Origin of the sequence: Novosphingobium sediminis (genome assembly GCF_007991615.1) — a bacterium.
GTDB lineage: Bacteria > Pseudomonadota > Alphaproteobacteria > Sphingomonadales > Sphingomonadaceae > Novosphingobium > Novosphingobium sediminis.
Genome location: NZ_BJYR01000014.1, coordinates 20637 through 40357, shown reverse-complemented (window position 1 = coordinate 40357; position 19721 = coordinate 20637). Strand labels below are relative to the sequence as shown.

20 protein-coding genes are annotated in these 19721 nt (G+C 66.0%); 10 read left to right on the top strand and 10 right to left on the bottom strand.

Features of this window, described 5'->3' with window-relative positions:
- Positions 1-205 precede the first annotated feature (205 nt).
- The gene (locus NSE01_RS11235) at positions 206-808 is read right to left on the bottom strand and encodes a hypothetical protein (RefSeq protein ID WP_147159702.1); all 603 of its coding nucleotides are present in this window, start codon (positions 806-808) and stop codon (positions 206-208) included.
- Positions 809-833: 25 nt separating this feature from the next.
- On the opposite strand from NSE01_RS11235, the gene NSE01_RS11230 reads away from it, so the two are divergent.
- From NSE01_RS11230 to NSE01_RS11220, 3 genes are all read left to right on the top strand, one after another.
- Positions 834-1607, top strand: a complete 774-nt coding sequence (locus NSE01_RS11230; RefSeq protein ID WP_246135172.1) for a TlyA family RNA methyltransferase — start codon at positions 834-836, stop codon at positions 1605-1607.
- A gap of 136 nt (positions 1608-1743) precedes the next feature.
- Positions 1744-2298: a TspO/MBR family protein gene (locus NSE01_RS11225; protein WP_147159700.1), complete on the top strand. Its 555-nt coding sequence runs from the start codon at positions 1744-1746 to the stop codon at positions 2296-2298.
- A 96-nt stretch (positions 2299-2394) separates the two neighbouring features.
- Entirely contained in the window at positions 2395-2640 is a 246-nt protein-coding gene (locus NSE01_RS11220; RefSeq protein WP_147159699.1) for an accessory factor UbiK family protein, read from the top strand.
- Between the two features lie 177 nt (positions 2641-2817).
- On the opposite strand, the gene NSE01_RS11215 is transcribed toward NSE01_RS11220, so the two are convergent.
- Positions 2818-4026, bottom strand: coding sequence for a trans-sulfuration enzyme family protein (locus NSE01_RS11215; protein WP_147159698.1), 1209 nt, complete (start codon positions 4024-4026; stop codon positions 2818-2820).
- Positions 4027-4155: 129 nt separating this feature from the next.
- Between NSE01_RS11215 and NSE01_RS11210 the strand changes: the two genes are divergently transcribed.
- Complete coding sequence (locus NSE01_RS11210; RefSeq protein ID WP_246135171.1) at positions 4156-5478, top strand: phospholipid carrier-dependent glycosyltransferase; 1323 nt, start codon at positions 4156-4158, stop codon at positions 5476-5478.
- A gap of 7 nt (positions 5479-5485) precedes the next feature.
- Here the strand turns inward: NSE01_RS11210 and NSE01_RS11205 are convergent, their stop codons facing one another.
- The 4 genes from NSE01_RS11205 to recO are packed head-to-tail and all read right to left on the bottom strand — an operon-like array spanning position 5486 to position 8864.
- Positions 5486-5995, bottom strand: coding sequence for a hypothetical protein (locus tag NSE01_RS11205; protein ID WP_147159697.1), 510 nt, complete (start codon positions 5993-5995; stop codon positions 5486-5488).
- Between the two features lie 46 nt (positions 5996-6041).
- On the bottom strand, positions 6042-7163 hold the full coding sequence (locus tag NSE01_RS11200; protein WP_147159696.1) for a glycosyltransferase: 1122 nt from the start codon (positions 7161-7163) through the stop codon (positions 6042-6044).
- An 11-nt stretch (positions 7164-7174) separates the two neighbouring features.
- Positions 7175-8230, bottom strand: a complete 1056-nt coding sequence (gene leuB / locus NSE01_RS11195) for a 3-isopropylmalate dehydrogenase (RefSeq protein WP_147159695.1) — start codon at positions 8228-8230, stop codon at positions 7175-7177.
- 19 nt (positions 8231-8249) lie between these two features.
- Positions 8250-8864 (bottom strand): DNA repair protein RecO, encoded by a 615-nt coding sequence (gene recO, locus NSE01_RS11190; RefSeq protein ID WP_147159694.1) that lies wholly within the window; start codon positions 8862-8864, stop codon positions 8250-8252.
- Between the two features lie 98 nt (positions 8865-8962).
- Here recO and apaG point away from each other — a divergent pair, with 98 nt between their 5' ends.
- From apaG to NSE01_RS11175, 3 genes are all read left to right on the top strand, one after another.
- A complete protein-coding gene (gene apaG, locus NSE01_RS11185; RefSeq protein WP_147159693.1) occupies positions 8963-9361 on the top strand; it encodes a Co2+/Mg2+ efflux facilitator ApaG/CorD in 399 nt (132 codons plus the stop codon).
- A 14-nt stretch (positions 9362-9375) separates the two neighbouring features.
- Positions 9376-10185, top strand: a complete 810-nt coding sequence (locus NSE01_RS11180; RefSeq protein ID WP_147159692.1) for a LysR family transcriptional regulator — start codon at positions 9376-9378, stop codon at positions 10183-10185.
- A 141-nt stretch (positions 10186-10326) separates the two neighbouring features.
- Complete coding sequence (locus NSE01_RS11175; protein ID WP_246135170.1) at positions 10327-12315, top strand: putative bifunctional diguanylate cyclase/phosphodiesterase; 1989 nt, start codon at positions 10327-10329, stop codon at positions 12313-12315.
- Here NSE01_RS11175 and NSE01_RS11170 read toward each other — a convergent pair.
- Positions 12295-13578, bottom strand: coding sequence for a multidrug effflux MFS transporter (locus tag NSE01_RS11170; protein ID WP_147159690.1), 1284 nt, complete (start codon positions 13576-13578; stop codon positions 12295-12297). The genes NSE01_RS11175 and NSE01_RS11170 overlap by 21 nt on opposite strands.
- A 78-nt stretch (positions 13579-13656) precedes the next feature.
- Here NSE01_RS11170 and dinB point away from each other — a divergent pair, with 78 nt between their 5' ends.
- On the top strand, positions 13657-14805 hold the full coding sequence (gene dinB, locus NSE01_RS11165; RefSeq protein ID WP_371863213.1) for a DNA polymerase IV: 1149 nt from the start codon (positions 13657-13659) through the stop codon (positions 14803-14805).
- Here dinB and NSE01_RS11160 read toward each other — a convergent pair.
- From NSE01_RS11160 to nhaA, 3 genes are all read right to left on the bottom strand, one after another.
- Positions 14794-15279: an NUDIX domain-containing protein gene (locus tag NSE01_RS11160; RefSeq protein WP_246135169.1), complete on the bottom strand. Its 486-nt coding sequence runs from the start codon at positions 15277-15279 to the stop codon at positions 14794-14796. The two genes, dinB and NSE01_RS11160, sit on opposite strands and share 12 nt — an antisense overlap.
- A gap of 3 nt (positions 15280-15282) precedes the next feature.
- Positions 15283-15738, bottom strand: coding sequence for a Dps family protein (locus NSE01_RS11155; protein WP_147159688.1), 456 nt, complete (start codon positions 15736-15738; stop codon positions 15283-15285).
- Between the two features lie 103 nt (positions 15739-15841).
- Positions 15842-17014 (bottom strand): Na+/H+ antiporter NhaA, encoded by a 1173-nt coding sequence (nhaA, locus tag NSE01_RS11150; protein WP_147159687.1) that lies wholly within the window; start codon positions 17012-17014, stop codon positions 15842-15844.
- 101 nt (positions 17015-17115) lie between these two features.
- Here nhaA and NSE01_RS11145 point away from each other — a divergent pair, with 101 nt between their 5' ends.
- On the top strand, positions 17116-18495 hold the full coding sequence (locus NSE01_RS11145) for a glycosyl transferase family protein (RefSeq protein ID WP_147159686.1): 1380 nt from the start codon (positions 17116-17118) through the stop codon (positions 18493-18495).
- 13 nt (positions 18496-18508) lie between these two features.
- Positions 18509-19696, top strand: a complete 1188-nt coding sequence (locus NSE01_RS11140) for a hypothetical protein (protein ID WP_147159685.1) — start codon at positions 18509-18511, stop codon at positions 19694-19696.
- Positions 19697-19721 lie beyond the last annotated feature (25 nt).

Here is a 19721-nt window from a genome sequence, read left to right as displayed (position 1 = left end):
GAGACATCGGATCACCTCCTTTCGCGCTGTTGAGCCAAGTGCCGCCTTCCCAACCTCAATGACATCGGTATGCGGCTCGACCGGAGGATTGCAGCCCTGTTCCGGCCTTGAGTGGAATGTGATTCATCCGGCCTCCAAGAACAAGTCTTGCATTGAATTTTTTTGCCGTCAGAATTGAGACTTCGCGCCCGGTTTGGTGGATAAGTCACCCCGGTTGGCGGCAATCCTCGATCACCCGCCCCAGTTCGGACCAGACCGGCAGGACGAGCGTCTGCACGCCGCCCATTTCGAGCATGAACCGGCCCCTGCTGAACGCGATCGCATCGAGCAGCGGATCCCGCACGGAGAAGGCGATTTCAAAGGGAATGGCGGCGTTTGGCGCCGTACTGGTGCCTGCTGGCGTGGCGGTGAGCCGGCGCTGGGTGCTGCTGGTGGAAATCGTCGCGGGAACCGGACTGGCGCCGAAGCCTGCGCGCTGCAACTCGATGGCCGGGCGCGTGCGATTGCAGCGGATCAGGATGAGCGAGCCCGCACCGGGCTGGCCGAAGCGGACGACGCTGCCGGTGGGCTCGGCCGCATAAGTCCACATGCCCGGGGTCTGCGGCAGATCACGCCAGCTGGCAGCATCGGCCCGCGGCGCGGGAGCTGGCGGCGGCGCGGGGCGGGGCTGCGGGACGGGTAGCTGCGGCTTGGGCTGCGGGGCAGCGGCGCCACCCTGCGCGGCGGGAGCAGGCTGCGGCGGCACGACCGTGCAGCCTCCCAGAGCGAGGACCGAGGCAATCAGCGGGACCGCGAGGTTGATCTTCATGCCCCGGGTATGGAAGAGAGCGGCGGTGACCTCAAGAAGCTCCGCACACACATCCGGCAAATCGAAGCTCCGGATCGACCAGCTCCTCGTCGAGCGCGGGCTGGCCGAGAGCCGCGCGCGGGCGCAGGCGCTCATCCTGGCGGGGCATGTCTATTCGGGCGAGACCAAGCTGACCAAGGCGGGTCACGCGCTCGCGCCCGATGCGCCCATCGAAGTGCGCGGGCGCGATCACCCGTGGGTTTCGCGCGGGGGGATCAAGCTGGCGCATGCGCTGGATCACTTCGCGCTCGATCCATCGGGGGTGACTGCGATGGACATCGGCAGTTCAACCGGTGGATTTACCGATGTGCTGCTGACCAACGGGGCCGAGCACGTGTTTGCGGTCGATTCCGGGACAAACCAGCTGGCGTGGAAACTGCGCCAGGACCCGCGCGTGACTGTGCTGGAGCAAACGAGCGCGCGGATCCTGACCTCGGCGCAGATCAATCGCCCCGCGACTTGGGTGGTGTGCGATGCCAGCTTCATCTCCTTGCGCAAGGTGCTGGAAGTCCCGCTGGCGCTGGCTGCACGGCCGACGCGGCTGGTCGCGCTGATAAAACCGCAGTTCGAGGTGGGGCGCGGCGAAGTGGGCAAGGGCGGCGTGGTGCGCGATTCGGCGCTGCACGAGCGCGTCTGCCGCGAAGTGCAGGACTGGCTGGAAGGCGAAGGGTGGGACGTCCAAGGGATTGCCACGAGCCCGATAACCGGGCCTGAGGGCAACGTGGAATTCCTGATTTCGGCGCTCCATAGAGGGGCATAGTGTGCCAATTGTCCCGCCTTGGGGCACCATGACGCTGCGGAGATTGCCTAGTTGCTGCGGCGCAGCCAATATCTACTTGCCGCTACTGGCAACGAATCGCTTTTTACCAGGGCGCTCCGGGGGACACTTCGAGCACATGCGTTATCTCGCTTCACCTGCCCAGCTGCGCGCCAGCCTGCTGCGCTGGTCGCTGTTCACGGTGCCTTCGGTGCTCGGGCTCGGGTTCATTTCCAGCCTCATCTCTGACGCAGGGCCGCAGAACCCCTGGTTTGCCGCGCTGTCCAAGCCGGGGCTCTATCCCCCGCCGGCGACCTTCGGGATCGTGTGGTCAATCCTCTACGTTTTGATCGGCGTGGCGCTGGCGATGGTCGCCTCCGCACGTGGCGCGCCCGGACGGGGCATCGCAGTCGCGATTTTCGTGGTGCAGCTGATGCTCAATCTGGCGTGGAGCCCGGTGTTCTTCGGCATGCACCGGATGACCATGGCGCTTGGGATCATCGGCGCGATGATCGTGCTGACGCTGATCATGATCCTGCTGTTCTGGCGCGTGCGGCCGACGGCTGGTGCGCTGCTGCTGCCCTATCTGGCGTGGATCTGCTTTGCCGCGGCGCTCAACTATCAGTTCATTGCGCTCAACCCGCTTGCCGATGGCGCAGCGGGTAGTGGCGCTGCGGTGCGCATGCAGATCTGATAACGCACGATATCCGTTTGCCCCGGATCACGCCTTGCGCCGCGCGGCGCAAAGCCCCATTTGCGGCGCAGTGAATTCGTATCGAAGGCCAGAGCCATGCAGTCCGAGAACCCGATGATCGCCGATTTCGTCAAGCTGCTGAACAGCGCCGCGGGCACGCTCGCCGGCATGGGCCGCGAAGCGGGCGAAACCGCGCGTGAGAAGCTGCGCGAGACCTTTGGCGGCATGGACTTCGTAAGCCGCGAGGAATTCGAGGTGGTGAAGGACATGGCCACCGCCGCGCGCGAGGAAGCCGATGCGCTGAAGGCCCGGATCGACGCGCTTGAGGCGAAGCTGGGCTGAGGACGCACTCCGCCTTTCGTGCCGTTCATACCCCAATCCCGCTTACCCTGAGCTTGTCGAAGCCTGTCCTGAGCGGCTGCTGCAAGCAGCCAGCCGAAGGGGGTGCCGACGCGACGGTAGCGTATGATGCTCCGAAAAGCTCAGCATGAGCGGGTTGGAAGTATAAGAATGGGGGCCTTAAAGCCCGGCTGCCGTTAGCGCCTGATCCAGATCCTCGATCACGTCTTCCGGGTCTTCGAGGCCCACGTTCAGCCGCAGCATCCCTTCGGTCACGCCCATGTCTGCACGCGTTTCGGCGCCGACGCCGTGATGGGTGGACGAGGCGGGATGGCACATCAGTGACCGCGAATCGCCGATGTTGTTCGAGATGTCGACGAGCTTCAGCGCATCGAGCAGCGCGTGTGCCTGCGGACGGCCGCCGGGTACTTCGAGGCTGAAGATCGTGCCGCCAGCCTGCATCTGCTTTTTGGCCAGTTCGTACTGCGGGTGGCTGGGCAGGAACGGATAGCGCACTGTGGGCAGGCGGCTTTCGACGAAGGCGGCGACCTTCATCGCGTTCTCGCTTTGCCGGCGGATGCGCAGATCCAGCGTTTCGAGGCCCTTGAGCACGACCCATGCGTTGAACGGGGCGATGTTCGGCCCGGTGTTGCGCTGGAAGGGGAGGAGCTTGCCGTCGATGAACTCCTTCGAGCCTGCGACAGCGCCAGCCAGCACGCGGCCCTGGCCGTCCATCATCTTGGTGGCGGAGTAGGCGACGACGTCCGCGCCGAAATCGAGCGGGCGCTGGAGCGCGCTGGTGGCGAATGCATTATCGACCACGGTGGTGATGCCGTGCTGGCGAGCAAGGGTGCAGACGAACTCCAGATCGACGAGGTCCATCGTCGGGTTTGCCGGGCTTTCGAAGAAGAAAACCTTGGTGTTGGGCCGGATTGCGGCTTCCCACGCGGCATTGTCACCCGCGTCGATCGTCGTGCCGGAAATGCCGAAGCGCGGCAGCAGGTTATCGACCAGCCAGCGGCACGAGCCGAACGCGGCTTTTGCGGCGACGATGTGATCGCCCGCGGAAAGCTGGCAGAGGAGGGCGGTGGTCATCGCGGCCATGCCGCTCGCCTGCGCGCGGCACGCCTCGGCGCCTTCGAGGAGGGCGATGCGTTCCTCCAGCATGGCAACCGTGGGGTTCTGCAGGCGCGAATAGGTCATGCCGTCTTCTTCGCCCGCGAAGCGCGCAGCGACCGTGGCGGCATTATCGTAGGTGAAGCCGGAGGTGAGGAAGAGGGCCTCCGAAGTCTCACCCATTTCCGAACGCCAGGTGCCTCCGCGCACGGCCTGCGTTGCGGGGCGCCAGTTGGCGGTGATCGAGCGGTCCTGACCTGTGGTGCGTTTCATGGGCGAAGGCCTTAGAGCATCGTGCGAAAAAGTGGGAACCGGTTTTTCGCTTAAAACGATGCGATCTTAAACGCTTTGCAGGGAGCGCGGTGCAAGCACCGCCATTGCCCTTATGGCCCGGAACGGGGTATGCGCGCGCCTTCCATGACGCTGCTTTCCCGCATCATTTCGCCGCTGACTGCACCGCGCCGCGCGACAAGCGATCCGCTGGTGTGGTGCTGGGCGATCACGCTCGCTTTCATGGTACTGGTGCTGCACCGGCTGGGCATCCCTTCGAGGATCATGTTCGACGAGGTGCACTACCTCCCCGCGGCGCGGCGGCTGATCGCGCTGACGAGTCGGCTGAACCCCGAGCATCCGCTGCTCGGCAAGGAATTCATCGCGCTGGGCATGCTGGTGGCGGGGGACGGACCGTTCGGCTGGCGCCTGCCCAATGCGCTGCTCGGTACGCTGGGGCTGTTTGCCGCGATGCGTGCGCTGTGGTGGGCGAGCCTGTCGCGCCCGGCGACGCTGCTGTTCGGGTTCCTGTTCGCGACCAACTTCATCTGGTTCGTGCTCAGCCGGATCGCGATGCTCGACATGGCGATGGCGAGCATGATGGCGGTGGCGTTCTGGCAGGCGGCTTTGGCGTTTCGAAAAGGCAGCCGATTGCATCTGGCGCTGTGCGGGGTGTTTTTGGGCCTCTCGCTCGGCGGCAAATGGAACGGCGCACCGATCCTTGCGCTGCCGGGGCTGCTGTTTGCGTGGGACCGCTGGTGGGCGCTGGCCGGGCGGCGGCGCGCTTTCCTGACTGCGCGCGATGCTGGGCCAATTCCCGGCGTTTCGCTGCTGGAAGCGGTGCTGTGGCTCGGCGTGGTGCCGCTGATCGCCTATTTCGCGACCTTTGCGCCCGCGTTTTTCTACAAGGTGCAGCCGCTGACGGTACAGGGGCTGATCCCGTGGCAGCAATATATGCTGAAGCTGCAGGACAGCGTGGTGAAGCCGCACCTCTACCAGAGCCGCTGGTGGCAGTGGGTGTTCAACATCCGCCCGATCTGGTTCTTCTATTCGCCGTGGGACGGAGCGCAGCGCGGGGTGCTGTGCCTCGGTAATCCGTTCACGATGCTGGCGGGGCTTCCGGCGCTGCTGCTGTGCCTGTGGGCGGGGCTGCGCAAGGGTGACCGGCTGCGCGGCGCGGTGGTGGTGCTTTATATCGCGAGCCTGATCTTCTGGGCGATCAACGGCAAGCCGGTGCAGTTCTACTACCACTATGCGCTGGCCAGCGTGTTCCTGATGGCGGCACTGGCGCTGGTGCTGGCCGGGTGGTGGGAGCAGGGGCGGCGCTGGCCTGGGGCGCTGACGGTGGTGCTGTCGGCTATGCTGTTCGTCGTGTTCTACCCGATCCTGTCAGCCGGCGCGCTGCCGGGGAAGCTATCGTACCGCGATTATACGTGGCTCGATAGCTGGCGTTAGAGCAACTTCAATCGAACTGTAGCTGGAAGTGTAAGGCTTCCATTTCGGCGCGGCAAACGAGGTGCTTGCCGGGAGCGGTGCGCACCCATTCCACCTCCATCCAGGCGATATGCGGCGTTACCTTGTCCGAATCCGGGTCGCGCATGATGCCAAAAAGGCAGTTTCCGTTTTCGGCGAAGATGCGCATGGCCTGCAAGGCCCTGCCGTAGGTTGCGTTGGCACCCAGCGTGGCAACATCATCGGCGAGAACTCGCGATGCATCGGCTACTTCGCCACGGGGTGGGAGATCCTCATCGCCTTCATCCGGCACATGGAAGCCGGAGAGGGCAGATTGTGCCGGGAAACTTTGCGGCAGGGGACGGTCTGGATACAGCCAGGGAAACGAGATCTTGACGGAGATAGGGGGCTCTGCGGCCTTAGCGGGCAGAAGCAGCCAAAGATCAAGCGCGGCAATCCCGATTGCCGCTGCAATCAGAAAGATACGACGGGGCCGCGCGCTGGACCTGAAGATAGCCAAGGCCATTCCGCACGGAGGGTATATCTTGAGCTCTGTATTTGAAAGCTCAGTATTTGCCCCAGACGAACTTGCTGGACAGCGCGAAGTTCCACACCGAGCCCACGACGATGCCGACTATCGCGGCGGGGTAGGGGTGGAAGCCCATGCGCATCAGCGCGGCCGCGGCGCCGACATTGGCGAGGAGGCCGACCGAGCATGTCGCGGCGAACTTGGCCCAGCCGCGCAGCAGGGGCACGAAGCCGCGCAGGCGCTTGTCGGCGTAGGTCAGTTCGTTGTTGAGGACGAAGTTGAACGTCATCGCGACCACCGCGGCGGAGGTCTGCGCGATGATGAATTCGATCTGGTCCGACCAGTTGTGGTACAGCACCTTCTGCCCGAACGCGCCGAGCACTGAGGCGAGCACCGCCATGTGGACGATCACGCCGAGGCCGCCGATCGTGCCGAACAGGGCGAACCGCGTCGGGATGATGCGGCCGAGCCACTTGTCGTAGAGGCCGATCAGGAATTCGAACACCACGGTGCGATCGAGCTTGCTTTCGCCTTCGGCGCGGGCGGCAAAGTTCAACGGGAATTCCTTGACGCGGAGCGGCGCGTCGACCGTGGCAAGAATGTCGAGCAGGATCTTGAAACCGACGCCGGACAGGCGGTGCGCGTCGGCCCGCAGGGTTTCGGCGCGGAGCATGAAGAAGCCGCTCATCGGATCGGAAAGCTGCACGCCCGTCACGCGGCGGGCGATGCGGTTGGCAAGGCCGGATGCCTTCACGCGGTCCGGACGGCCCCACGCTTCGGTGCTGGCGCCTTCGGCAAAGCGCGAGGCGTAGGCAACGTCGTAGTTCCCGCCGCTCACCGCCTCGTACATGCCGGGGAGGAGGGCCGGATCGTGCTGGTGATCGGCGTCCATCACCGCGACCACGGGCGCGGCAGTGGCGCACATGCCCTCGATCGCAGCAGAGGCGAGGCCGCGACGGCCGATACGCTCGATCACGCGGATGCGCGGATCATCGCGGCCGATGCGGCGCGCTTCCTCAGCGGTGCCATCAGGGCTGTTGTCGTCGACGAAGATGGCTTCCCACGCGAGGCCCTTGAGCGCGGCGTCGAGGCGCTCGACCATCGGCGCGATGTTCTTGCGCTCGTTGAACGTGGGAAGAATGACAGCGAGTTGCAGCATGGAGCGCGCGCTTACAGCCTTGCGAGCACCGCGTCACCAATTTCCGTGGTGCCGGCGGTTCCGCCCAGATCGCGGCCGAGAACGCCGTCTGCCAATGTGCGCGCGACAGCCGCCTCGACGCGGTCCGCCGCTTCGGCGAGGCCAAGCGAGTGGCGCAGCAGCATGGCGAGCGAAAGGATGGTCGCCATCGGATTGGCGAGGCCCTTGCCGGCAATATCGGGCGCGGAGCCGTGGATCGGCTCGTAGAGGCCGAAAGTGCCATGCGCGGTCTGCCGTTCGCCCAGCGAGGCCGAGGCGAGCATGCCGATCGAGCCGACGCACATCGAGGCCAGATCCGAGAGGATATCGCCGAACAGGTTGCCGGTGACGACGACGTCGAACTGGCCGGGATTCTTGACCAGCTGCATCGCGGCGTTGTCGACGTACATGTGTTCGAGCGCGACGTCGGGATACTGCGCCGAGACCTCGATCACCACGTCGCGCCAGAGCTGCGAGGTTTCGAGCACATTGGCCTTGTCGACCGAGCAGAGGCGCTTGTTCCGGCCCTGTGCGGCGCGGAAGCCGGCGTGGGCGATGCGGCGCACTTCGCTTTCCGAATAGGACATCATGTCCCAGCCCTCGCGCTCGCCCGAAGGCGTGGTGCGGAAGCCCTTCTCGCCGAAATAGACGTCGCCGTTGAGTTCGCGCACGATTAGCAGATCGATCGCGCCAGCGACTTCGGGGCGGAGGGCGGAGTGATCTTCCAGACCGGCGAAGACCTTGGCCGGGCGCAGATTGGCGAACAGCGTCAGCGCCTTGCGCAGGCCGAGGATCGCCTGTTCGGGGCGCAGGTGGCGTTCGAGCGCATCGCAGGTGGGATCACCGACCGCGCCGAACAGGATGCCGTCAGAGGCTTCGGCAAGGGCGAGCGTTTCGGGCGGCAGCGGATGGCCCTTGGCATGATAGGCCGCGCCGCCGACGAGCGCTTCCTCGCGTTCGATGCCGAGGTCCAGCGCATCGAGCACGCGCAGCGCTTCGCGCGTCACTTCGGGGCCGATGCCGTCGCCCGGCAGAACTGCAATCTTCATCAATACCATCCCTGAGATATCAGTGCGCGCCGCCATCGATCCGCCTGAATCGCTCGATCAGGATGGCGCGGGCCGCCATACCATCGCGGCGCGGATCGGCAAGCAGGTGCTTTGCAAGCGCGATGCCTTGCCGATCGAGCCGGGCGAGCAGGCTTTCCCAGGGTTCGTCTGCCGGCGGAGGCTGGGCATGGCCATAGCCGACCTCATGCAGCAGCAGCGCTTCATAGGCTGCAACCGCGCGGGCCCAGCCGCGCGCGGATGGCGCGTGGCAGATTGCATCGAGGACGGCCTCCAGCGCGGCGTGGATGGCCGGGAACGGCTGACCTTCGGGCAGGGCGCGCGTGGTCAGCGTGGTGACCCAGCCGATTCCGGCGCTTGCGAGCGGTTCGGAGAGCCATGGACCACGGCTGGTGACGAGTTCGAGCTTGGCCGAGGGCAGCTGGCTCGCGGAACGCGAGACAAGCTCGGCGGCGACGAGATTGCCCGGGATCACCACGGGCCGCAGCGTGCGCCCCCGTGCACCAGCGACATAACCAGCAACAAGGCCGTGGTCCGCCGTCAGCAGCCGCACGACCGCGCCGTGTTCACCGTGGGCACGCGAAGCGCACAGAATGGCGGGGGCGCGGATGAGCATTGAATGCCACGTGTGGAGATTGCCACAGGTTGCGGCAAGGCGGTGAATGGATGAATCCCCCGTTGGAACCAGCGCCAACTTGCGTTAGCTTGTGCGTTATGAAGCAACTCTTCCAGCATGCTGCCGTGACGGAGGGAGTGACAGTGCGCGTCGCTGTCAATTTCCTGCCCGAACAGTCGCGCATCGATGCCGGCAAATGGTTCTGGGTCTATCATATCCGGATCGAAAACGGCTCCGACCAATCGATTCGCCTGCTCTCGCGGCACTGGCGCATCACCGATGGGCGGGGGATGATCAACTTCGTTGATGGCGAGGGCGTGGTTGGCGAACAGCCACTGCTCGCCCCCGGCGCCTCGCACGATTATGTGTCGGGCTGCCCGCTCGGCACGCCGCATGGCAGCATGGAAGGCCACTACACGATGCAGCGGGCGGATGGCTCGATGGTGGATGTGGCGATCCCCTTCTTCCCGCTCGCCGCTCCCGCCACCGCGAACTGACCGGGCAGGGCAGGATGAAGCGGACCCATCTGCCGCTCAACGGCTTGCGCGTGCTCGATGCCGCAGCCAGGCACCTTTCCTTCACCCGCGCGGCGGATGAGCTGGCGGTGACCCCCGCAGCGGTCGGCCAGCAGATTCGCGCGCTGGAAGACCTGCTCGGCGTGGTGCTGTTTCGCCGCACGACCAAGGGGCTGGTCCTGACCGACGAGGCCGCAGCTGGGCTCGACGCGATCCGTGAGGGGTTCCTCCGCTTCGAGGAAGGCGTGCAGGCGATGCAGGCCGGGCAATCGAGCCACGTCTACACCGTGGCCTGCCCGCGCGATTTCTTTGCGGCGTGGCTGAGCCCCCGTCTTGCCGCGTTCCGGCTCGCCAATCCGGGCCTGCGGTTCGCGCTTGTTGGCGATGGCGAACTCGATTTTACCGAGGCGAATTTGAACCTTGCCGTGCGCTGGGCGGAAGGGCCCGGGGATCTTGAAGGCATTTCGCTGGGTGAGCCGCTGATGCAGGTCGTGGCAGCACCGGATGCGGGCGAAGATGCGCCCTGGATCGCATGGCCGGGTGATCCCGCGCCAGAGGGCGAGGCCCGCGAAACCCAGTTCTCGGTCGGCGACGGAGGCACGGCCATCAGCGCGGCGGCCGCAGGCCTCGGCAAGGCACGCGTGCCGCTGATGCTGGCGGAAAGCGCGATTGCTGCGGGCAAGGTCGTGCCGCTGGGGGCGCCAGACCGGTGCCGCCGATCCTATTGGCTGGTGGCTCCGCTGCCGCAGTGGCGCCAGAAGAAGGTCAAGGCGCTTGTCGCGGTGCTGACGGGTGCGGCGGGGTAACCATTACTGCGGAGCAGATTTGGTCCGTTTCGGGTGTTAAAGTTCTCCAATTCCATTGATAATTCACGCCGGAGTTTGAGAAGGCGTTAACTCTCCCCGCAGTAAACCACCGCGATGGTGAGTGGCGAACCAAGATCCGGTGTGCATGGCAGCGCACGGCGTTGGCTGCGCGGCTTTGTCCGCAGCCTGCGATGCTATGGGCGCCACTGGCAGCAGCGTCCGGGCGATGCCTTCACCGAAGCTTATGCGCTCAGCGTCTCTCACCGCGCGCCGCTGCTGTACCTTGTCGTGATCTTCAATACGCTGCTCGTGGCGAGCTGCTTTTACGGCACGGCGCCGCCAGTGCTGGTGCTGATCGGTCCGGTCATGAGCCTCGTTGCCGTGCATCGCGCATGGCACTGGATGCCGGACAAGGTTGCCCAGCGACCGGTCGAGCGCCTGCGTGCCGATCTTCAGGGAATGCAGCGACTCGGTGGTTGGGCGGCGCTCCTGTTCGTCGCGTGGTCGCTCGGGCTCTATCCCTATGGCGATCCCGGCCAGCGCGAACTGCTGCACTTCGTGATCGCGGTCACGATGTTCTCGGCCGTGCTCGGCATGGCCAACTCGCCGCAGACGGCTTTGCGCCTCGGTATGGCCTTCACACTGCCGTGGAGCCTGTTCCTGCTGGCGAGCGGCCATCCCAATGCGGTTCCAATCGCTTTGGCGCAGGTGTTCATCACCGTGATCCTGCTGGCGATGACGCAGATCCAGCACCGCGATTTCGTGCGGCTGGAGCTGTCGCGCCAGTTGCTGGTGCGGCGCGAGCGGCAGACCGCCGAACTGGCGAGCGCGCATTACCGGCAGGCAACGGTCGATCACCTCACCGGCGGACGCAACCGCCGGGCCATCCTCGCCTGCCTCGAGGAGCATCTCGCCGCACCCGAGGATGCGATCAGGCCGTGGCTGGCGCTGTTCGATCTCGACGGGTTCAAGCACGTCAACGATACGTTCGGACATGCCGCGGGCGATCATGTGTTGCTAACGGTGAACCACCGCATCGGCCTGATCGAAGGGGTCACGGCCCACGGCCGCCTGGGCGGAGACGAGTTTGCCATCCTGTTCGATGGAACATGCGATGCCGATGCCGTGATCGCGGCGGCGCGCAGGCTTTCGCATGCTGTTCGCGAGCCGATCCCGTTCAATGGTGCAACGCTTCGGCTCTACGGTTCGATCGGCCTCTATCGCACCGATGGTGATACCGCTTCGACGTGCCTGGAACGCGCGGACGCGGCACTCTACAAGGCCAAGGAGCTCGGTGACGGGGCGATCGTCGCGTTCGGGCCGGACGATGAGGTTGCGCTGCAGCAGCACATCGCCGTGATGCGCCAGTTCAACGATTGCGCGCTCGAAGACCGCCTGCGGCTGCTTTATCAGCCGATCTTTGATTGCCGCGATGGCCGCGTGGTGGGCATGGAAGCACTGGCGCGCTGGTCACCGGACGGAATCGAATGGCAGGTGCCGGGCGAGTTTCTGGCGATTGCCGATGCGACGGGGCGCACTGGCGAGCTGACCCGGCTGGTGCTGGCACGAACGCTTGCCGAATGCCGGCCATGGGAAACGGGCCTCGAAGTCTCGATCAACCTCGCGGCGCGCGATGTGGCGCGCGAGGGGCTGGCTGACACGATTGCCGAAATTGTCGCCGAGGCTGGTGCTGCCCCGTCCTCGGTGATGCTCGAGGTGACGGAACGCGCGCTTCAGATAGATCCGAAGCGCGCGGCAGCGCAGTTGGTGGCGCTGCGTGACAAGGGCTTCCGCATCGCGCTCGACGATTTCGGGGCAGGCTGGTCGAGCCTGTCGCAGCTGCGCGACCTGCCGTTGGACCGGATCAAGCTCGACCGCCAGCTTGTCGGCGCGCTTTCCAGCGATCCGGGCGCGCGGGCGGTGACCGGCATGATCGTCGCGCTGGCGTGGCAACTCGGCATCGGCTGCTCGATCGAGGGCGTGGAAAGCGAAGCGCAGGCAAATGCCGCGCGGGCCCTCGGCATTCATCTCATGCAGGGTTACCACTTCGGGCGGCCAGAGCCCGCCATGCAGGCGCTGCGGCTCTATGCGGGGCTGCTTGGCCCCGCTTCAGCAATGAGTGTCGGGTAGCGGCACTTCGCGCATGGTGCCGCGCGGGTTGATGCGGCGGAACAGGTGGCCATGCTCGCTCCACAGCACCAGCACCAATGCGCTGAGGCCGCAGCCCAGAAAGGCGAGAGCGAGGGGGCGGGCGGTGCCATCGTAGGCAAGGCCGATCACCATGCCGATGCCCGATCCGATCAGCATACGCAGGAACGCCTGCACCGAGCTGGCTGCCCCCGCCATGTGTGCGAAGGGCTGCAGCGCGATCGAGCTGAAGTTTGCGCCGATGAAGCCGACCATGCAGATATTGAGCGCAATCACCGGCATGAACTCGAGCAAAGTCTCGCCCGGGCTGGATGCATTCCAGACCTGAAGTGCGCTTAAGGTTATCGATATCAGCACTGCAGCGTGGCTGACTCGCCGCGCGCCGAAGCGTTCGACGATGCGCGAGTTGAAGAAGCTGGCGAAGGCCATGCACAGTGCTGTCGCGCCGAAGATCAGCGGGAAGTACGCCCCCGCGCCGAAGTGTTCGCCAACCAGTTGCTGAGCGCAGTTCACGTACCCGAAAAGCGCGCTGAGGATGAGGCCGCCGCCGATGACATAGCCGAACGAGGCGCGGTCCGATGCAGCGGTGACCATGTTGGTCGCGATCGTCATCGGGCGGATCGGCTGGCGGTTGGCGGGATCGAGGGTTTCCTCAAGGCGAAACCAGACCCACAGCGCGACGATGGCCCCCATCAAGGCGAGCAGCGCGAAGATCCAGCGCCAGCTTGCGACGAGGAGCACGGCGAGGCCAATGCTGGGCGCGACCATCGGCACGAGCATGAAGATCACCGTGATCGTCGACATCTGCCGGGCCATGGCATCCCCGCCGTGGCTGTCGCGGATAATCGCCGAGGGCAGGACGGAAAGGCCGGCGCTGCCGACAGCCTGCGCGGCACGCAGCACAAGAAGCGAGGAGAAATCGGTGACGAGCGCGCAGCCCAGTGAAAGGGCGATATAGACGGCAAGGCCTGCGAGCAGCACGGGGCGGCGGCCGTAGCGGTCTGCCAGTGAACCCGGAATCAGCGCGCCAAGTCCGCTGCCGATCAGGAAGATGCCGACGATCAGCTGGCGCCGATTGGGATCGCTCACGCCGAGATCCTGCGCAATTCCGGCAAGCGCGGGGAGCATGGCATCGATCGCCAGCGCCTGCAGCGCCATCGACATCGCCATGAGTACCACGAACTCGCGCGGGCCCATTCGGGATGCGCCGGGCCGGCTGGCGGAGGCGGAATTAAGGGACGTCATGCTGGCAGCCTATAGGCATGTCGGACAATTGTTCCCAGCGCTTTATGCTGCACTGCGAAAAGGGGTAGGATGCTCGCTATGTCTGCGCAGCCGCCCACCGATCCGGATGAAGAGGAGACCACCAGCGGTCTGCGGAAGGTGATCCATATCGATATGGACGCTTTCTTCGCGAGCGTGGAGCAGCGCGACAATCCCGAACTGCGCGGCAAGCCGGTCGCGGTGGGCGGTTCCTCTGCGCGGGGCGTGGTGGCAGCGGCAAGTTATGAGGCGCGGGTGTTCGGTGTGCGCTCGGCAATGCCTTCGGTGCGCGCGGTGCGGCTATGTCCGGAGCTCATTTTCTGCCGGCCACGGTTCGATGTCTACAAGGTGGTCTCGCAGCAGATCCGGCGGATTTTCCTGCATTTCACCCCGCATGTGGAGCCCTTGTCGCTCGATGAGGCCTATCTCGACGTGACCGATGATCTGCGCGGAATCGGCTCGGCGACGCGCATCGCCGAACTGATCCGCGCGCGGATCAAGGCCGAAACCGGACTTACGGCGAGCGCGGGGGTTTCCTACAACAAGTTCCTCGCCAAGATCGCGAGCGACCAGAACAAGCCCGATGGCCTCTGCGTGATCCGGCCGGGCGAGGGCGCCGCATTCGTGGCCAAGCTGCCGGTGAAGCGCTTCCACGGGGTCGGTCCGCGCGGGGCGGAGAAGATGACGGCGCTGGGGATCGAGACGGGGGGCGATCTTGCGCAGCGCGACCTGGCCTTCCTGCGCCAGCATTTCGGATCGCAGGCCGATTACCTCTACCGCGCGGCGCGGGGGATCGACTTGCGCCGGGTGCGGGCGGATCGTCCGCGCAAGTCGGTCGGCGGGGAGCGCACGTTCGAGCGCGACATCGCGACCGGCCCGGCGCTGCGCGAGGTGCTGGAGCGGATCATCAGCCTGGTGTGGGAGCGGATCGAGCGCAGCGGCGCGCGGGGGCGGACGGTGACGCTCAAGCTGAAGGACACCGGCTTCCGCACGATCACGCGGGCGAAATCGCTGCCGGGGCCGGTGGCAGATGAAGCGCAGTTCGCCGAAGCGGCGCGCGGGTTGCTCGATGCGCTCCTCCCGCTGGAGCAGCCGGTGCGGTTGATGGGCCTGACGCTATCGGCGCTGGAAGGGGAAGCCGGCGCGCCAGTGCCGGCGCGGGCCGACGAGACGGGGCCCAATCCGGCACAGGGCAGCCTACCGTTCTGAGGCGCGCCAGTTGCGCCAGATACCAAGCGCGACGTGGACGACTTCGCCGGTCGATTGCGGCAGGGCATCGAGCGGGAAGAACGCGGCTTCGGCGATTTCCCGCCCGTCGGCGTGGGGTATGCCTTCGCTGCGTCCGGCGATGAGTTCGATCCGGTTGATCCAGCCACCGGGCATCTGCCGCAAGTCGGTGCCGATCCACGCCCCGTCGATGAGCCGGCAGCCCGCTTCCTCGAGCAGTTCGCGCGTGCCGGCGCGAACCGGATCCTCGCCGCGCACCAGTCCGCCGCCCGGCAGCAGCCAGCGATCCCGCTGGTGATAACTGTGCCGGACCATCAAAAGGTGCCCCGCCTGGTCGAAAGCGAGCACGCCGCAGCCACGCATTTCGCGGCGCAGCAGGCCCCACACGCGCAGGCGGACCGGCTGGCCGATCCGCAGCAGCGCGCGGTGGAGCGAAGGCGGCAGCCGCGAAAGCACCCGTCAGCCGAGGATCGAGCTGAGGAACCACACCCGCTGCTGCGCCTGATCGGTCCAGTCGTCGGCCATGCCCTCGGTGGCGTTATCACCGGCTGCGGTCGCCGCAGCCTTGGCGGCGCGGATACGCTCCACCAGCGCGGCATTGTCATCGCGCAGCGCGGCGATCATCGCTGCCGCATCCACGCCGTTGCGGTCATCGTCGGCAATGGTGCTGCGCGCAGCGATCGCGCCGATCGAGGTCAGCGTATTGCCGCCGTTCTTGCGGACGCGTTCGGCGATCACATCGGTGAGCGCGAACAGCTCGGCCGCCTGCGCATCGAACAGCAGGTGGAGATCGTGGAACTGGGGGCCCTTCACATGCCAGTGGTAGTTCTTGGTCTTGAGATAGAGCGCGAAGTAATCCGCAAGGAGGCCGTTGAGCGTATCGATCAGGGCCTTGGAAGCATTGTCACCGGGCATGTCCCGCGTCCTTTCCTTGAATGTGTGGCGTACACAATGCTTTACACCCTTTGCGCCGCGATGTTTCACGCAAGTTTCGGGTCTGCGTGATCGCCGCTGTCGATCAGCGCGGTACCGCGCGCGGGGCGAGACGCAGCACTGCGGCGCCTAGCAGCGCGGAAATGAGCGATCCGCCGAGCACCCCGAGCTTGGCGTCCTCGACGAGTTGAGGGGCCGCGGTGAAGGCGAGGGCGCCGATGAACAGGCTCATGGTGAAGCCGATCCCGCAGAGCAGCGCCATGCCCCACACGTGCAGGAGCGTGGCACCGGCCGGGCGCGATGCGATGCCCAATCGCTCGCAGCCAAACACGGCGAGCATCACCCCGGCCTGCTTGCCGAGAATAAGGCCCAGCGCGATGCCCAGCGGCAGCGGCGCAAGCGGATTGCCGGCGCCGAGCGCAACGCCGGCATTGGCAAGGCCGAACAGCGGCACGATCAAAAAGCCGCTGACGCCGACAAGTGCGTGTTCGAGCCGCAGCAGGGGGCTGTCGCCATGGCGATCGAGCGCTACCGGGATGGTGAAGGCCGCGAGCACGCCGGCCACCGTGGCATGAATGCCCGAATGCAGCACCGCGAACCACAGTGCAGCGGCAAGAACCAGATAGGGCGGTAGCGCCCGCACACCGAATCGGTTAAAAACAACCATCACCGCGAAGAGCGCAAATCCCAGTGCAAGCCAGATCAGATTGAGCGATGTCGTGTAAAAAAGGGCGATGACAGCAATTGCGCCAATGTCATCGACGACCGCAACCGTCAGCAGGAACAAGCGCACGGATGGCGGCACGCGGCTGCCCAGCAAGGCCAGCACGCCAAGCGCGAAGGCGATGTCGGTCGCCGCGGGTATGGCCCAGCCGCCACGCAACTCCGGGTGCCTGCCGGTGACAGCGAGATAGACGAGCGCAGGCACCGCCATGCCGGCCATCGCCGCGATTACGGGCAGGCGGCGGCGCGCGTTGTCCGACAGCGCGCCCATTACAAATTCCCGTTTTACTTCAAGCCCTACGACGAGAAAGAATACGGCCATCAGGCCATCGTTGATCCATTCGTGCAGGTTTGCGAGTTTTGCCACGGGACTCCACGGCAAGGCGTGCAGGAACACGTCGTGCCAGCCGTGAGCGAGCGGCGAATTGGCCAGCACGAGGGCCACTGCAGCGCAAGCCATCAGGATCAGCCCGGGTGCTGCCTCGCTTGCGGCCAGCTTGGTGCGGAGCCCGCCGGAGCCATGGTTTCTCGCCATTCTCGAACCAATCCTTTGGTCTGGTGTCGTTGCCACGTTAAATAATCGGGCGTAACTCAAGTCATAGGGAATAGTGCCTCTTTTGGCGCGAGGGCAAGGTAATGACGCCGTTTTACACGGCATTGGAGTGGCTCGGACGTGCCGAGCATGAGCTTCTTCTTTTCGCCGCGATCTGGTTCGCGGTGGGCACACTCGATGAACTCGGAATCGACCTGCTGTGGCTGTGGCTGCGGCTCAGCGGACGTGTCCAAACCGGCAAGGCGCCAGCGGATATCGATGCACCGCTCCGAGGGGTTGCGGCTGTCCTCGTTCCGGCGTGGCAGGAAGCGGCGGTGGTCGGTGCGATGCTGACGCATACGCTCAAGGTATGGCCGCAGAAGGATCTGCGCATCTACGCTGGGTGCTATCGCAACGATGCCGGAACGCTGATGGCGATGGTGTCCGCAGCGCGCGATCCGCGGCTGCGCATCGTGGTGCATGATTGTGCGGGGCCGACTACGAAGGCCGATTGCCTCAACCGGCTCTATGCCGCGCTGACCGAGGATGAGGCGCGCGGCGGCTTCAGGGCGCGCAGCGTGATACTCCATGATGCGGAGGACATGGTGCACCCCGCAGCGCTGACGCTGCTCGACCGCGGGCTGGACGATGCCGATTTCGTGCAACTTCCGGTGCGGCCCGAACCGCAGGCGGGCTCACGCTGGATCGCCGGTCACTACTGCGACGAATTTGCCGAATCCCACGGCAAGGCAATGGTGGTGCGCGATTGGCTCGGTGTCGGCCTGCCCTCGGCGGGCGTTGGCTGCGCATTCAGCCGCGCTTCGGTGGAAGCCATTGCGGTTCGGCGCGGGACCGCAGAGCCCTTTGCCGCGGAATGCCTGACCGAAGACTATGAGTGCGGACTGCTGGTCGGCCAGATCGGCGGGGCGGCAAAGTTCCTGCGCATGCGCGATCACGATGGGCATCTTGTCGCCACGCGCGAGTTCTTTCCGGCTGGCCTTGGCCCGTCGGTTCGCCAGAAGACGCGCTGGATGCATGGCATCGCGTTTCAGGGCTGGGACCGGCTGGGCTGGGACGCGCGTCCGCTCGAACTGTGGATGCGGCTGCGCGACCGCCGCGCGCCGCTGACCGCCATCGTGCTGGCTTGCGCTTACATACTGCTCATTATCTCGCCGCTGCTCTACATCGCCTCGCAACTGGGAGTTTATCAATCGCGCCCCATCGATCCGCTGCTGAAGCTGTTGCTGATCGCCAATTTTGCCGGGCTTGCGTGGCGCTGCCTGCTGCGCGCGGCGTTCACGGCGCATGAATACTCGCTCGGCGAGGGGATCATGGCGGTGCTGCGAATGCCGCTGGCCAACGTGATCGCGATCATGGCTGGGCGCCGCGCGCTCTCGGCCTATCTCGTCTCGCTCTACAGCGGCCGGGTCAAATGGGACCATACGGTCCATCTGAACCACCCCGCGCTGGCCTCCGTCCGCTGACTCCGGCACCGGGATGACGCCCCGCCTCAGCACGGTGGAGCGCGGAGGACGGGTTCCGCGCGGGCAGCCGGTCATTGCCCTCGCAATGATCCTCGCGGTGTGGATCGCCATGCGGATGACCTTCATCGCGCTGGAGGGCCGCGTGGTGCCGGTTGCCCTTCAGCGTGAGGACGCTTGGCAACTGGCCCGCATTACCCAGCCGAATCCGATAGTCGTGCCCGCGCCGCGTCCGAATGTTCCGAACGCACTGGACAATCTGGAACAGCGCTGTGCCGGGCTTGCCTCGCTTTCCTTGCCCTATGCGCCTCGCCGCAGCGCAAGCGCCGGCGCCCGCTATAGCGGGCAGGTGGCCGCAGCCGATTTCGCGCATCCTGCGCGTGGGAGGGCGGGTGGCGCCGCGCTGCATGGCTCTGAATTCCAGCTGACAGATCTGTCCGATGACACCGGGCCGAGCGGTCCGCGCCTGGCATATGGCGCGGCAGCGAGCGCGGAAATGCCGGAATCCGCGCCCGATCAGGTGCCGCTGCGCGCATCGCGCTGGTCTGCCGATGGCTGGCTCCTGGCGCGCGGCGGCAATCAGGCGCCGGGTCTGGCGGCGCGCGCGGCCGGTTATGGCGGGAGCCAGGCCGGCTCCGTGCTCCGCTACGGGTTCGCGCCAGGGAGCGCGCTGCGACCGCAGGCCTATCTTCGCGCTTCCAGCGCGATCGGCAGCGGGGTGCAGCAGAACGAGGTGGCGCTCGGCCTGATGATCCGCCCGGTGCGGCGCTTGCCGTTGGCGCTGCTGGGTGAGTGGCGATTGCAGCGCCAGCCGGGACAGACCCGGATGCGGCCCGTCGTCATGGGGGTCACCGAACTCCCGCCGATGCGTCTTCCCTATGGTGTGGAAGCCGAGGCCTATGTTCAGGGCGGATGGGCTGGCGGGCGCGATGCGACGCTGTTCTACGATCTTTCCGCCACGGCGCAGCGCCGCGTTTTGCATCCGCTCGCAGGCATGCAATTGAGCGCGGGTGGCGGCGTGTGGAGCGGCGGGCAACGCGGGGCGGCGCGGCTCGATGTCGGGCCGCGCCTTGAACTGCGGGGGATGCTTGGTCCGCCGCGGCGGCGGATCGGGGTGCGGGTCGGTGTCGACTGGCGTTTTCGTGTAGCCGGAAAGGCCGAGCCGGGATCGGGCCCGGCGCTGACGGTGGCGGCGGGATTCTGATCGGGAAAAACCCGCGCGCGAGCGT